The sequence below is a fragment of the Micromonospora sp. WMMD737 genome, from assembly GCF_049179055.1.
GTDB classification, from domain to species: Bacteria; Actinomycetota; Actinomycetes; order Mycobacteriales; family Micromonosporaceae; genus Micromonospora; species Micromonospora reichwaldensis.
The window spans coordinates 6,092,877-6,106,803 of sequence record NZ_JBMHMH010000001.1 but is presented as its reverse complement, the minus strand read 5'-3'; the positions used below and the strand labels follow the sequence as shown (position 1 = coordinate 6,106,803).

The 13,927-nt window shown below is 74.0% G+C and carries 14 protein-coding genes; 1 reads left to right on the top strand and 13 read right to left on the bottom strand.

The features are described from left to right. Positions 1–123: 123 nt before the first annotated feature. From ACN27A_RS27250 to ACN27A_RS27205, 10 genes are all read right to left on the bottom strand, one after another. Positions 124–1,677, bottom strand: coding sequence for a glycosyl hydrolase (locus tag ACN27A_RS27250; RefSeq protein WP_421457393.1), 1,554 nt, complete (start codon positions 1,675–1,677; stop codon positions 124–126). Between the two features lie 83 nt (positions 1,678–1,760). Continuing rightward, positions 1,761–3,269: a hypothetical protein gene (locus tag ACN27A_RS27245; protein WP_421457392.1), complete on the bottom strand. Its 1,509-nt coding sequence runs from the start codon at positions 3,267–3,269 to the stop codon at positions 1,761–1,763. A gap of 121 nt (positions 3,270–3,390) precedes the next feature. Then, a complete protein-coding gene (locus ACN27A_RS27240; protein ID WP_421457391.1) occupies positions 3,391–4,500 on the bottom strand; it encodes a hypothetical protein in 1,110 nt (369 codons plus the stop codon). A 103-nt stretch (positions 4,501–4,603) separates the two neighbouring features. Next, positions 4,604–5,077 carry a hypothetical protein gene (locus ACN27A_RS27235; protein WP_421457390.1) on the bottom strand — a complete coding sequence of 158 codons (474 nt, stop codon included), beginning with the start codon at positions 5,075–5,077 and terminating at the stop codon, positions 4,604–4,606. Between the two features lie 57 nt (positions 5,078–5,134). Continuing rightward, positions 5,135–5,311 carry a hypothetical protein gene (locus tag ACN27A_RS27230; protein WP_421457389.1) on the bottom strand — a complete coding sequence of 59 codons (177 nt, stop codon included), beginning with the start codon at positions 5,309–5,311 and terminating at the stop codon, positions 5,135–5,137. An 8-nt stretch (positions 5,312–5,319) separates the two neighbouring features. Further along, a complete protein-coding gene (locus tag ACN27A_RS27225; protein WP_132233650.1) occupies positions 5,320–5,553 on the bottom strand; it encodes a zinc-ribbon domain-containing protein in 234 nt (77 codons plus the stop codon). A gap of 94 nt (positions 5,554–5,647) precedes the next feature. After that, positions 5,648–6,526 carry an SRPBCC family protein gene (locus ACN27A_RS27220; protein WP_421457388.1) on the bottom strand — a complete coding sequence of 293 codons (879 nt, stop codon included), beginning with the start codon at positions 6,524–6,526 and terminating at the stop codon, positions 5,648–5,650. Next, positions 6,519–7,076: a helix-turn-helix domain-containing protein gene (locus ACN27A_RS27215; protein WP_357576488.1), complete on the bottom strand. Its 558-nt coding sequence runs from the start codon at positions 7,074–7,076 to the stop codon at positions 6,519–6,521. Before ACN27A_RS27215 ends, ACN27A_RS27220 begins: the two co-directional genes overlap by 8 nt. Positions 7,077–7,164: 88 nt before the next feature. Beyond that, positions 7,165–8,508 carry a class I SAM-dependent methyltransferase gene (locus ACN27A_RS27210; RefSeq protein WP_421457387.1) on the bottom strand — a complete coding sequence of 448 codons (1,344 nt, stop codon included), beginning with the start codon at positions 8,506–8,508 and terminating at the stop codon, positions 7,165–7,167. After that, on the bottom strand, positions 8,505–9,905 hold the full coding sequence (locus tag ACN27A_RS27205; protein WP_421457386.1) for an FAD-binding oxidoreductase: 1,401 nt from the start codon (positions 9,903–9,905) through the stop codon (positions 8,505–8,507). The genes ACN27A_RS27210 and ACN27A_RS27205 overlap by 4 nt, the downstream gene beginning before the upstream one ends. 109 nt (positions 9,906–10,014) lie before the next feature. Between ACN27A_RS27205 and ACN27A_RS27200 the strand changes: the two genes are divergently transcribed. Next, positions 10,015–10,299, top strand: a complete 285-nt coding sequence (locus ACN27A_RS27200; RefSeq protein WP_421457385.1) for a DUF427 domain-containing protein — start codon at positions 10,015–10,017, stop codon at positions 10,297–10,299. A 55-nt stretch (positions 10,300–10,354) separates the two neighbouring features. On the opposite strand, the gene ACN27A_RS27195 is transcribed toward ACN27A_RS27200, so the two are convergent. The 3 genes from ACN27A_RS27195 to ACN27A_RS27185 all read right to left on the bottom strand — a co-directional run bounded on the left by ACN27A_RS27195 (position 10,355) and on the right by ACN27A_RS27185 (position 13,927). Then, a complete protein-coding gene (locus ACN27A_RS27195) occupies positions 10,355–10,912 on the bottom strand; it encodes a hypothetical protein (protein ID WP_421457384.1) in 558 nt (185 codons plus the stop codon). A gap of 61 nt (positions 10,913–10,973) precedes the next feature. Further along, positions 10,974–11,441 (bottom strand): hypothetical protein, encoded by a 468-nt coding sequence (locus ACN27A_RS27190; RefSeq protein ID WP_421457383.1) that lies wholly within the window; start codon positions 11,439–11,441, stop codon positions 10,974–10,976. Positions 11,442–11,971: 530 nt separating this feature from the next. Further along, positions 11,972–13,927, bottom strand: coding sequence for a VWA domain-containing protein (locus ACN27A_RS27185; RefSeq protein WP_421457382.1), 1,956 nt, complete (start codon positions 13,925–13,927; stop codon positions 11,972–11,974).

Below are 13,927 nucleotides of genomic sequence, written 5' to 3'. Positions count from 1 at the left end.
GATGACCCTCGTCCGCAAACCCTCCACGGGGGACAATTGGCTGCCAACCGACCGTTGCCTGGCCAGCGTGGACGCGTCGGCCAGGCCCCGGCGGGACGGTCCGGGGCCTGGCCGATGCCGCGCCTACTGCACGGTGACGTTGTCCACGTAGACGGCGGAGCCGCCACCGGCGCCGCCGGCCGGCACGAACTGCACGCCGATCTCCCGGACGTCACCGAGGCTGGCCACCCCGCCGAGGTTCAGCACGAGGGTGGTGCCGGACGAGCCGACGGTGACCGCTCCGCTGTCGTACCACTGCCAGCCGGAACCGGTCTTCACGTACAGCTTGGCCTGGGTGCCGGCGGCATGGTTGCCCCACGGGGCGACCCGCGCGGTGGCCCGCAGCGTGCTCCGGCCGGCCAGGCTCTGGGTGACCGTACGGTGCAGGTAGCTGGCGCCCGCGGCGAGGTTGACGTCCGACTTCAGCGACCCGCTCCCCTGGCCGGCCCATTCGTTGACCCGCCACGGGCCGCCGGTGACGTTGGTCCCCGCCCAGCCCTCGGTGCCCGACTCGAACCCGTGCAGCAGCGAGCCGCCGCTGGGGGGCGGGGTGGTGCCATCGCCGCCGGGTTCGGTGATCGAGCCGAGGTCGACCTCGCCCCGGTTGGCGATCCAGGAGTTGTTGAACAGCGTCCCGGCACCCCGGTTGCGCGCCGGCCCCCAGCCGTCGTTCCAGGCCAGGAAGTACGTCGTCAGGGGGTAGTTCTGCTGGAACGCGGTGATCCACCGACCGTAGTCGAACGAGCCCTGACTGTCCGGGCCGATCTCGGAGAACGCGAACGGCTTGCCCAGCCCGACCAGCTCCGTGTACGCGGACTGGATGCCGGTGGCCTGCGGGTCGTCGTCGTAGGCATCCATGCCGACGATGTCGACGTAGGCCGCGCCCGGGTAGTAGGCAGTGCGGTTGCCCCGGCTGAAGTCGGCGGAGTAGACCCAGATCAGGTTGTCCAGGCCCTTGGTGGTGGTGAGGTAGCCGTACATCTGCTGCCACACCTGCCGGAAGGTGTGCGGGTCCCGGTTGCCCCACCAGAACCAGTCACCATTGACCTCGTGGAACGGCCGGAACAGCACCGGCACACCGGCGTTTTCCAGGTCCTGGAGGCCCTGGGCCATCTTGTCCATCAGCGACCGCCAACGGGCGCCGGCGGGGGTGCCCGGGTTGAGCAGGTCGGCGAAGTTGCTCATCGGAGTGTTCAGGCCGCCGCCGTTGGCGTTGGCCGGGCTGGGCGCGTGCACGCTGATGGTGACGAGGCCGCCGCTGCTGTGCCAGGACTTCAGGCTGGAGTTGCAGGACCAGTCGACCAGCGCGGTGATGTCGCTGTTGGTGGCCCAGCCGGAGCCGTAGTCGCAGCTGAGGAACGCGGGGTACTGGCCGGTGGCGTTGCGCAGCTCCTCGGTCTGGCTCATCGAGAAGCCGCTGTTGCTGTAGCCGCCGAAGAAGCCGGAGGCGATCCGGTTGCTGCCGCGGTTGGGCAGGTGGGCCAGCCAGTTGAGCACGTTCCGGCTGGCGGTGGAGGCGTTGGCGTTGGTCGGGCTGACGGTGTGCGCCTCGGCGCGACCGATGACGCTCAGCACGGAGGCGGCGGCGAGGGCGGTGGCGGCGGCGCTCAGCGCGAGGCGCAGTCTTCTGCTTCGCATGGTCACCTTTTCGGTCGGGGTGGTGGGTACGGACCCCGCGGCCGTCGGGGTTCATCCCAGTGCACTCCTGAACCGGTTAAGTTTCAAGCATGTAAATGTATTTCATGACGCAGGTCCCCGCCCTCCGGCGAAGCGGCCGGCGGTCCGCCGTGCGTCCACGGTGTCTCCTCGACCGCCGGGAACGCCCCCGCCGGCATGAACGCGTCCGACAGCGTGGTGTAGCAGAGCCGCTCCCCCACCTCGGGCACGCTGCCCGGCGGCGCGGTCAGCCCCCGGCCCATCCCGCCGGAGAGCTCCAGCACCACCTCGGTCTTGCCGTCCGCCGCCGGGGTCACGAAGACCACCCGGGCCTTCTGCGCCGGCCGGGTCGGCGAGTACAGCGTCGCGCCGACCGGCACCGACACCGGCTCGGTGGTGACCAGCTGGATCCGGGGTCGCAGCACCGGCCGCTTCCCGGTGTCGTCCACCCGCTTCGGGTCCGCCAGGGTCACCTCGCCGACGAACGCCTCACCGGTCAACCGGTGCTCCGCCATCACCAGCGGGTCGTCGTAGGCGCGCTGCACCGCGTAGGAGGTCAGGGCCCGTTCCAGCCGGTGCAGCCGCTGGGCGGCGGCGACCGCCCCGTCCCGGCGGGGTTGCGGCGCGCCGCCCGCGTCGACGTGCTCGGCGTAGCCGGTGAAGGCGTCCTTGTCGCCGTCCCACCGGCCGGCCACCCGGGCGCCCGGGGGCAGGCCGCGCAGCAGCCCCACGCCGCGCCACATCAGCTCCCAGGTGGGCGCGAGCTGGTCGCGCAGCAGCCGTTCCAGCTCCGCGTACGCCCCGGCGCGCGCGACCGGGTCGTCCTCGGCGGCGGCGTACGCGGCGACGGCCGGGGCGAGCCACCGGTTGTCGAAGTCCGGGTCGGTGGCCGGGCCGGCGGGCGGACAGGTCGCCGGGTCCTCGGCCCGGGCCGCCGCCTCGGCGCCGGTGAGCCCGGCGGGCGGGTCGATCCAACCGAGCAGCGCCGGCAGGTGCAGGTCCTCCACCACGCTCTGCCCGGTGGCCCAGTGCAGGGCCAGCGCGTCGGTCATCGCCAGCAGCGCCGACGAGCCGGGGTGCTCGGCCCGCTCGGCGAAGAAGGTCAGCCAGCGCCCGAGCACCGGTACCGACGGGTGCACCGGATGGTCCCCGTCGGGCCGGCGGAAGCGGGTGGAGCGGCCGAACAGCCGCAGGAAGGTGATCCCGGCGGGGTTCGGCACCAGCAGCTGCGGGGCGTCGACATGGCGGTACCGCACGTCCCTGCCCCGGTCGACAGGCACCGCCTCGGAGACGCCCCGGAACCCGTCCAGGTAGGGCAGCACGATCCCGGCCAGCTCGGCGGCGAACGCGAACCGCTGGTCACGGTTGCGGGGCTGCGGCACGATCAGCAGCCGCGCCGCGCCCGGGGCGTCGCCGACCAGCGCCGCCAGCGGCGCGTTGGCCTCGCCCGCCATCGCCAGCGGCACCAGCACCAGCGGCCGCGCGGACAGGTGCAGGTGCCGGACGGTGGCCACCGGCTGGGCCACCCCGGCGGCGAGCGCCTGGGCCCGGGCGAACGCGCGCAACGTGCTCATGCCGACCTGCCCGCACGGCCGGCGGCGGCTGGTGGCCGCGCCGCTCGACCCGGCCTCGCGAGTGAACCGGCGCGGGGCGGCGAGCGATCGGCCCTGTGGTGGCGACGGGCGACCGGCGTACTCATGCGGAGGTCCCGGTGAGGGCGTCGGCGCGCAACCGGGCGGCGGCCCGCAGCAGCGCGGCGGCCTCCTCCTGCCCGGGTTCCGGGGCGCGCTCGCCGGCGGCCAGCGCCAGCACGTCGTCGACCTCCGCGACCCCGCCGAGCGCCTCCCGGACCGGCCGGCCCAGCGCCCCGGTGTGCCCGCGCGCCTCGTGCCGGCAGAAGTACGCCAGCTCGCAGGCCGCCAGGCAGTCGGGCGCGTAGCGGGCCGGCACCTGCGACAGCGCGTCGAGCAGGGCCGCGGGCTCGACCGTCAGGTCGGCGGTGAAGTCCTCGGGCACGGCGGCCAGCAGCGCGTCGAGCCGGGCCATCCGGTCGAGCTGGCGGCGCAGCACCAGCAGTTGCTTGCGCACGTCGACCAGGCTGGCCACCGGCTGGAGGGCGAAGTCGCGCGGGCAGACCAGCACCGCGTCGTGCGACACCAGTTCCGGGTCGTGGCCGGCGGCGGCGAGCAGCTCGCGCAGGGCCAGCACGTAGACGGCGGACTGGATCGCGGCGGCGGACACCTTGGCCGGGTCGGCCTGGCCGTCGACCACCGGGAACGACTTGATCTCGACGACGTGGAACCGGCCGGCGAGCCGGGCGGCGACCAGGTCCGGCTCCAGGTGCACCCGGCGGCCGGCGACCTCCAGGCCGAGCAGCGGGTGGTCGAACAGGGCGGCGGTGTCGTCCGTCCCGCCGGGGGTGGCGCCGGTCAGCAGCGCGGCGGAGCGGCGGTGCCGGGCGGCCGTGTCGTCCTCGACGCCGTCGCCGAGGTCCGTCCAGCTCGCCGCCGCCGGCACCGGTACGCCCAGCCGCTCGGCGACCAGCCGCAGCAGCTCGGCCCCGCCGTCGGCCTTGACCTGCGCCTCGAACGCGTTGCCCCGGGTGATGGCGAACCGGGACTGCCCGAACCGGGCGGGAAAGCCGATCCGCTCGGCCAGCTTCGGCTTGTCCACCCCCGCGCCGTCCAGCACGGCCCGCCGGGTGCAGCCCGGGTTGCCGGTCAGGGCGGCGATGGTGCGCGCGTTGTGCCGCCTCGGTGGCACGCCGCCGCGGATCGCGGCCAGTCGTTCCTCGGTGCTCGTCACGATCCGCCACGATAGGCGGTCGCCGCCGCCCGCGCCCGGCGCCGCCCCGGCCGGTGGCACCCGCCGCGGCCGTCGGCCCGGGGCCGGGCCGCGCGGAACCGGCTCAGAGCAGGGCCGCGTACGGTCCCAGGACGCCGCAGCAGATCAGGCCGATGACGCCGAACGTGACCAGCATGATGCTGTAGTTCGACCAGAGCCCGAACTTCGTCACGTCCGTGCCGTAGCCGTCGTAGGCGCGGTTGCGCCAGCCGCCGAAGCGGAACGACAGGTGGTAGGCCGCGCCGGGCTGGGCGACCAGCGTGGTGGTGATCAGCGGCAGACCCATGAAGTCGGTGTACCGCAGATCGAGTGACCCGGGAGGAATCACCACGTACCAGGTGCCCTCGCCGGGGATCGGCACCGCCTGGCCGTTGACCTTGAACTTGCTCGTGGCGGGGGCGGGCACGATGTACGGGCCACGGTTCACCGTGACGGCGAGCACCGCGTAGCCGGGTGGGGGCGCGATCGGGTGGGGGTACGCCATCGGCGTCACGGGGCCCGGCACGTGCGGGTACGACGCATGAGGGGGGTATGACACCGCCACATCCTGGCACGGCCCCACCAGTCCGCCGCGCCTCGGCGGATCACGGATCGGTCAGCGCCCGGCGGAGCGGTTCCAGGGCGAACGGGGCAGGGCGGTGCCGGCCAGCGGCCGGCGGTCGCGGCGACGACGGCGGCCGGGGGTGCACGGCGGCCGGGAGACGGTGTGCACGGGTGCGGGCGCGGGCACGGCGGGCTGCCGGCCGATCAGCCAGCAGAGGAAACGGGCCATCGGTGGGCTCAGCCGACCGGGAGGCGCTCGGCCTCCGACCGGGAGATGTCGTACTGGGCGCCGCAGAAGGTGCACTGCTGCACGTAGCGGGTGCGGATCGGAATGAGCGGCACGAAGAACAGGCTGAACTTCGTCGATCGGCGCGTGATCACCTGCGCGGCCTGGTTGTGGCAGTTGCGGCAGACCTGCTGCACCACGCCGGACTGGCTGACCTTGGTGCGGAGCCCGAAGATGAAGAACATCGCCCCCCAGTACCCACGAGCCGCCCGACTATCACCTGCGACTTTCGACGACCCGGGGCGCGCTCGGGGCTGGAGCGCGCCCCGGGGGCGTGCGTCAGCTCGTCGCCTTCGCGGGCTGGGGTTCCAGGCCCGGCACCTCCGCGGGGAGCCAGATCGGCTGCCAGTCCTTCATCTCGTGGAACCGGCGCAGCTCGAACAGCGACGAGACCGACCCGGCCCACGCGCCGTACGGCGGGTTCTGCTCGTCGAAGCCGGACTGCACGAAGGTCAGCTTCGTCTTCCCCTGCGACTCGGCCAGCTCCCAGGTGCTGACGCCGGTCGGCCCCCAGTCCACCGACAGCTTCCGGCCCGGCTCCAGGTCGACGACCTTCGCCGCGTAGCCGTGCTCGAAGCCGCCCATGGCGTAGCGACCGCCGACCCAGGGCTCGATGCCGATCGGGTAGCCGAACCAGGCGCTGGCCTGCTCGGAGTCGGTCAGCGACTCGAACACCTTCGCCGCCGGCGCGTCGATCAGCAGCTCGCCGCGCATCTCGGCGGAGGCGAAGTCGACCTTCGGCAGCAGCGACTGCCCCGCCAGGTGGGCGGCCAGGTTGGCCAGCGACAGACTCCAGAACGTCTGGAGCACGCCCCGGATGCTGCTGCCGCTCATCGCCTCGGCGAAGTCGAAGTGGCTCTGGGTCAACGTCAGCACCGTGGTTTCGGGGCCCTCCGCGCGCAGGGCGAACTCGGTGGTGGTCTCCACCCCGTCGAGCAGCCAGGCGAAGCGCAGCGTGTCGTCGTCGACGTGCAGCAGCCGCTGGTGCGGCGCGTCGCCCTCCGGGGTGTGGCGGCCCCAGAACTCGTACCGTCGCGGCAGTTCGACCTCGGCGTGCTCGGCGAGCCAGACGCGCAGCTCGGCCGGGTCGGTCAGGGCGCGGCGGACGGCCTCGGCCGGCGCGGCGAGACGGACGGGCAGCCTCATCGGTTCAGTCACGTTCTTTCCCCTTCGGGTAGCAGGCCACGGCGAGCTTGAAGGCGTCGCCCTCGGCGCCCCCGTAGCGGGTGAACAGGTCCTGCAGAGTGCTCTGCAGGTCGTGCAGGAACTGCTGGCGGAGCTCCGCCGGCACCCGGATCTCGCCGGCGACCCCGACCGAGGGGAGTTCGGGGGCGGCGCGGTCGAGCCCGGCGATGTCCTCCTGGACCTCCTCCATCAGGTCCAGCAGGTAGCCGAGGCTCAGCTCGTCGCGGGCCCGGCGCAGGCCGATCCGGCCGACCAGCCGGGGTGACAGCCAGTAGGACCGGGCGGCGGCCTGGTAGATGCCCTCCGTGATGCCCCGGACCTTGCGTTCGCTGACCAGCTCGACCAGCCCGGCGGCGACGAGCTGCTTGACGTGGTAGTAGACGCGCTGCGGCGTCTGCTCCAGCCGGGTGGCGACCTCGGTGCAGGTACGCGGCTCGGCCAGTTGTCGCAGCACCTCGACGCGGTGCGGCTTGAGCAGGACCTCGGCCTGCTCGATCTGTTCCAGGTACAGGACGTCTCTCATGGCAAAATCAGTTTGTACGTACAAAATTTGTTTGTCAATAGCTTCGGCGACAGCCGCGCCGACGGGCGGCGCGGCTGTCGACGGCGGATCAGGGCAGCCAGTCGGGGCGCAGCGGGTAGCCGCTCGCCCCCTCCGGACCGAGGCGGGTGGCGAGCACCTGGTGCAGCTGGATGCCGTTGCGCTCGAACGCCAGCCGGGACCCGGCCATGTAGAGGCCCCACACCCGGGCCGTGCCCGGACCCACCTCCGAGACGCAGAAGTCCCAGTGCGCGACGAGGTTGCGGCACCAGCCGGCCAGCGTCAGCGCGTAGTGCAGCCGCAGGTTCTCCTCGTGCTGCACCTCCAGCCCGACGTCGTGGATCTCGCCGACCAGGCGCCCCGGGCCGGCCAGCTCCCCGTCGGGGAAGACGTAGCGGTCGATGAACGCGCCCGACCGGTGCGGCGCGCGGTTGTCGGCCCGCGTGATGCAGTGGTTCAGCAGCCGCCCGTCCGGCCGCAGCCGGTCCCGCAGGGCCCCGAAGTAGGCCGGGTAGTGGCGCACCCCGACGTGCTCGGTCAGGCCGATCGAGGAGACCGCGTCGAACTGCTCGCGCGGCGCGTCCCGGTAGTCGAGGTGGCGCACCTCGGCCAGGCCGCTCAGCCCCTCCCGCTCGATCGCCGCCCGGGCCCACTCGGCCTGCGCCCGGGACAGGGTCACCCCGAGCGCCTGCACGCCGTACTCGCGGGCCGCGTGCCGGACCATGCCGCCCCACCCGCAGCCCACGTCGAGCAGCCGCATCCCGGCCTTCAGCGCCAGCTTCTGGGCCACCAGGTCGTACTTGGCCGCCTGCGCCTGCTCCAGCGTGTCGTCGGGCGAGCGGAAGAGCGCGCACGTGTACGTCATCGACGGGCCGAGCACCTTCTCGTAGAAGGCGTTCGAGACGTCGTAGTGGTGGGAGATCGCGGTGCTGTCCCGGGTGCGGGAGTGCCGCAGCCCGTTCACCAGGCGCTTCCAGCGCGGCAGCGCCTCCTGCGGCGGGGGCGGCGGCGGCATCAGCCGCTCCCAGCCCAGCCCGCGCACCAGGGCCAGCCCCTCGGCCAGCGACGGCGTACGCAGCCGCAACTCGTCCTTGAGCACCCGCAACGCCTCGTACGGGTCGCCCGGGTGCACCCCCTGCAACGCCAGGTCGCCGCCGACGTACGCCCGGGCCATGCCCAGGTCGCCCGGGGCGGTGAGCAGGTAGGTCAGGCCCCGCTCGGAACGGATCGACAGGGTGATGCCGGCGTCGGCCGGGCCGACCGCGCTGCCGTCGTACCCGGTGACCCGCACCGGCAGGGCACCGCTCGTCAACGCGCGGACGACGTCCGCCACGGTCGGACCCGGGCGCCGGCTCCCCGCCGGCGGGCTGGCGGGAGCGCTCGCCGCCCCCTGGTCTCGATCGGTCAGGCTCATGCTCTCGCTACCGCCTTCTCGTACAGTCCGGTGAGCCGGTGGTCCGGGTCGTAACGGTCCTTCACCGCGCGCCACGTCGCGCCGCCGTAGAGCCGGTCGAAGGATTCCCGGTCGTAGTACGCGTCGGAGTAGAGCGACTTGTGGCCGCCCGACTCCGACACCATGCGCTCGATCACCCGGTTGACGTCGCCGTCGGCGGCCCCGGCCGCGATCGGCACGCTGCCCCAGAAGCCGACGTTCACGTAGTCCTGCCCGGCCCGGAGCGGATAGAGCGGCCAGGCCCGGGCCGATCCGGGACCGGACGGCTCGCGCAACCGCAGCGGACACAGCCAGACCGGGGTCATCCCGACCGTGCCGGCGAACCAGCGCAGGAACTCGGCCATCCGCTCCAGCGGGATCTCCACGTCCTGCACCACCCGCTCGCGCGCCGGCTGGCCCCGCAGGCGGTCGATCCGGGCGGCCACGCCGTGCCGGTGCTCCCACCGGACCAGCCGGTGGTAGACGTCGCTGCGCCGCCACCGCGCCGGCCAGACCCGCCGGAGCACCGGGTGCTGCACCCCGAACGCCGCCGAACACCAGAACCAGTCGGTGTCCCAGCGCCACAGATAGTCGTACGTGGTCAGTGCGTCGTGCGTGCGCCGGCGCAGCGAGCGGTAGTAGATGTCCTGTCCCGTGTAGTCGCTGGGCGGCGGCGCGTCGTCGGTGAAGGCGCCCAGCACCAGGTACGCCTCGCCGGGGCTGAACATCACCCCGTCCATCGCGTCCACCGCCTCCCCCGCCCAGGACCGGGTCGCGGCGACCTCGGCGATCGCGTCGGCGAGCGCCTCCAGCCGGGTGAACCGGACGTTGCGCAGGGCCACGAAGCGGCGTACCGGCTGGAGTTCGATGCGCAGCCGGGTGGCGTAGCCGAGGCTGCCCAGCGAGTTGGGGAACGCCGCGAAGAGGTCCGCGTGCTCCCCCTCCGGGCGGGCGGTGACGATCTCGCCAGCCCCGGTGAGCACGTCCATCTCGACCACCGACTCGTGCGGCAGGCCGTTGCGGAACGAGGTCGACTCGATGCCGAGACCGGTCACCGCCCCGCCGAGGGTGATGGTGCGCAACTGCGGCACGACCAGCGGCATCAGCCCGTGCGGCAGGGTCGCGTCGACCAGGTCCTCGTAGGTGCACATGCCCTGCACGTCGGCCGTGCGGGCGACCGGGTCCACGGCGAGCACGCCCGTGAGCCCGGTGACGTCCAGGCCCGGCGCGCGCGGGGCGGACCGGGGACGGAACAGGTTGGAGGTGCGCTTGGCCAGCCGCACCGGCGCGCCCGCGGGCACCGCCGCGTAGGACCGTCGCAACTGGGCCACCGCACCGTCGTGGTCGACCGGATGATGATCCACACGGACCGCACACATGCGATCACTGTACGCGCTGCAACCCTCGTGACGGGGGACGTCCACTGGTGCGTCCGCGACGTGGTCGGAGCACTGGCCGCCGCCGGGCCGGCGACATAACGTGGGAGCCATGCCGAGAGCCGTCTGGAACGACCTGGTCGTGGCCGAGAGCGACGACACCGTGCTGGTCGAGGGGAACCACTACTTCCCGCGCGCCGCCCTGCGCGACGACCTGCTCCGCGAGTCCGACACGCACACCGTCTGCCCGTGGAAGGGCACCGCGTCCTACTACACCCTGGAGCACGACGGCCGGACCATCGCCGACGCGGTCTGGTACTACCCGGAGCCGAAGCCGGAGGCGGAGATGGTCCGCGACCGGGTCGCCTTCTGGAAGGACGTCCGGGTCGTCGACTGACGCGCCTGCCGACGGGGACGCGCGGACCTCGCGTCATCGGTCGACGACAGCCGGCTCACCGACGCCGCCGCCGCATTCGCAGCCGGGCGGGCGGCTTGGCCGACCGGGGCCGCCGACGGGTCGTCGGGGCCGGAGCCGGTCGGCCCCCGCCCGGGTCGACCCACCACCCGAGGACCATCGCCGTCAGGAAGAGGCAGAAGATCCCGCCGATCAGGGACGCCTGCCACCCGTCCCCCGGCGGCCACGCCCTCGACGCGCCCGACCCGCTCACCCGGGCGGCGCGGCTCACCGGCTCCCCCGCGATCCGGGGATCGTCGTCGAAGCTCTCCTCGTACGTGACACCGTCGATCCGTACGGTGGCGTCGGCGGAGACGAACGTGCCCCCGCACCGCCACGGGTCGCCCCTGGCCCAGTCGTCGATCGCGCACCGGGAGAGGCTGACGGTCCCGCCGATTCCCCACCTCTCGGCCCGCAGCTGGTCGATGCCGTCGCCGAGGGGCATCAGGGTCAGCCAGAGGAAGAAGCCGACCAGCGCCGCCCCGAACAGGTTGGCCCACCCGAGATCCCACACGTGATCGACCCGCCGCAGCACCGCCTGCCGCAACCGCGCCATGTCGCAAGGGTAGGTGGCCGCCGCCACGTCCACCGCTGCCGGCACGGCCTGACCCGTCCGGTCATCCGGAGCGCAGCATGCGCAACTGGGCCAGGTGTTTCGGCAGGTGCACCCGGGTGTGCAGGTCGAGGGTGCGGGACCAGGGCAGCGGCTCGTCCACGACCAGGTCGAAGCCCTCGCGCAGGTGGGTCTCCACCGGGGTCTCGGCTGCCGCCGGGCCGAGCCGATCGGTCAGGGCACAGAGCTTCTGGCTCGTGGCCCGCAGCAGGGTGGCCAGCCCGTCCAGCCCACCGCACTCGGCCACCAGCGCGTCCACCTGGGGACGGTGGATGGTCTCCAGGTCGTAGTACGCGAACGGCGAGCCGGCGAGGACCGCCTCGGTCGCCTCGGTCATCAGCTCGTCGTTGGCGGCGAGGTGCGCGACGATCTGCTCGGCGCTGAGCTGCCCGGCCGGCGGCGGCCCGAACCCGCCCGCGTCGACCTCCGCGAGCACCTCCTCGTACGCCCCCCGCAACGCCCCGCTGTCCATGTCCCCAGTCAATCCCGGCCCGCGCTGTCCGGCCCGGAGTTCCTGCGGACGGTTCACCCGGAAGGGACCGGACGGAAACGCGTGCCGGGACGCCGAAGGGCTCACCGGGCGCTGTCGAGCTGCCCCGTCGACAGGACCAGCAGCGGCGGCCGGAGGAGAACCTTTGCCGTCGCCGGCCACGCGCAGGTCGGCCCGCCTCGCCGGCCACGCGCAGGTTGGCCCGCCTAGGCAGCCCCGCGCAGGTCGGCCCGCCTCGCCGGCCACGCGCAGGTCGGCCCCCTAGGCAGCCCCGCGCAGGTTGGCCGGCCTAGGCAGCCCCGCGTCGAACCGCCCCGCAGCCCGGACGGGCCGTGGTCTCACCAACGGGGCAGCTCGACAGCGTCCGAGGCAACACCACCCATGGGCCAGCCCTCCACCGGACCCGGCCCATGCACCAGGCCGGCACTGCACCAGCCTGAAACTGCACCAGCCCGGCCCTGCACCAGGGCTGGACACGGGCGCAGCCGCCCGGGCCCGTCGAATCCGCCAGATCAGCGACGGCGGGGTTGCCGGGTGCGGAGGTAGTCGGAGACCACGTACTCGCCGAGATCCTCCAGGTCGGGGGTGAACATCCGGCCCTTCGAGCGGCGGGCCACGGCGTCGACGAAGCGGCGCAGGCCGGGATCGTCACCGAGCATGAACAGGTTGAGCGTGGCCCCGTAGCGGGTGAGCCGGTCCACCTCGCCCACCGTCGCCGCGATCGTCTCCGGCAGCGGCGGCCAGTGGAACAGCGCCTCCCCGTCGTCCGGGTCCAGGTGGGCGGTCGGCTCCCCGTCGGTGACCACCAGCACCACCGGCTCGGCGTCCGGGTGCCGCCGCAGGTGCCGGGCGGCCAGCCGCAGCGCGTGCTGGAGGTTCGTGCCCTGCCGCAGGTCCGGCTCGACGGCGGCCAGCTCCTGCTGGGTCAGCGGCAGCGCCTCCAGGCCGAAGCCGACGATCTGCAACGCGTCCTGGGGGAACCGGGTGGCCATCAGGTGCGCCAGCGCCAACGCGGTCTGCTTCATCGGGCCCCACCGGCCCTGGGAGATCATCGAGTAGGAGAGGTCGACGCAGAGCACCACCGCCGCCGAGGCCCGCCGCTCGGTCTCCACCACCTCGAAGTCCTCGACGGCCAGCTGGACCGGCACACCGGAGCCGGCGCGGCGGACCGCCCGGGTCAGCGTCCGCACCACGTCCAGGGGCTGCTCGTCGCCGTACTCCCAGGGCCGGGAGCCGCCGCTGACCTCGCCGGCGGCGCCCGCCGCGCGCAGGTCGTGCTGGCCGCGCGGCCCGGCCGTCAGGTCCGCGAAGACCCGCCGCAGCGCCGTGCCGCCGAGCCGGCGCAGCGCCTTCGGGCTCAGGGTCAGCCCGTCGGCGTCCCGGCTCACCCAACCCTGCCGGCGCAGCTCCCGCTCCAGCTCCCGCAGCCGGCGTACGTCGTCGGCGGCGTCGCGGCCCAGCGTCCGGGCCACCGCGTCGACGTCGACGTCGTCCAGGGTGGCGCCCGCATGCTCCTGGTCGAGCTGGTCCAGCAGCTCGTCCAGCTCGGCGATCTCGCCGAGCGCGCCGGCGGCCTCGCCGTAGCCGAGCGGCCGCTCGCCCCGCACCCGCTCGCCCGGGCCCCGGTGCAGGTCGGGGCGGAGCGCCCGGAGGTTGGCGTCCAGCGCGGACAGCTCCCCGGCGAGCCGGTCGCCGAGCGACTGCCGCATCAGGCCGGCGAGCTCCTCACGCTGGCGGTCGGAGAGCGAGCGCATCAGCCGCTCACCGGCGGCCGAGCGCCGGGCCAGCACGTCGACCAGCTCGTCGACGTCGGCCGGCTGCTCGGGGAAGAACGCGCCGTGCCGGCGCATGAACTCGGCGAAGGCGTCGGTGGTGTCCTCCGACCGGGCGTGCCGGGCCAGCAGGTCGTTGAGGTCGCGCATCATCTCGGCCAGCCGCTGTTGCGCAGCCGGGTCCGCCGAGGCGCGAACCGCGTCGCGCAGCCCGGCGAAGCGCTGGCCGAGCACGTCGTCGCGCAGCCCGTCGAGGATCCGCTGGTACGTCCGGCGGGCCTCGTCGCTGCTCCACCGGTAGCCGGTCAGCTCCTCCACGGCGCGGGCCGTCGAGCGGGGCAGGTTGTCCAGCACCGCCTCGGCGAACCGCGCGTCGTCGCCGTCGCGCCCGCGCAGCTCGTCCCGCTCGGCGGCGAGCGCCTGGTCGAGCAGGGCCCTGGCCCTGGTGACCGCCCCGTCCAGGTCGCCCCGGCGCAACGCCTCCCGGCGCAGCCGCCTGGCCCGGGCGGCGAGGTCGTCGAGGCCGCCGCGCCCCTGGGGCCCCTGCCGCAGCAGGCTCCGCAGCGCCTCCCGGAGACTGCCGCCGGCCAGCACCTCGGCGCCGACGGCGTCCACCGCCCCCCGCACGTCGTACGGGGGCGCGAGCGGGTCGGGGCCGCCCCGCCACTGCCCGTACCGGAACCGGTCGCCGGCCAT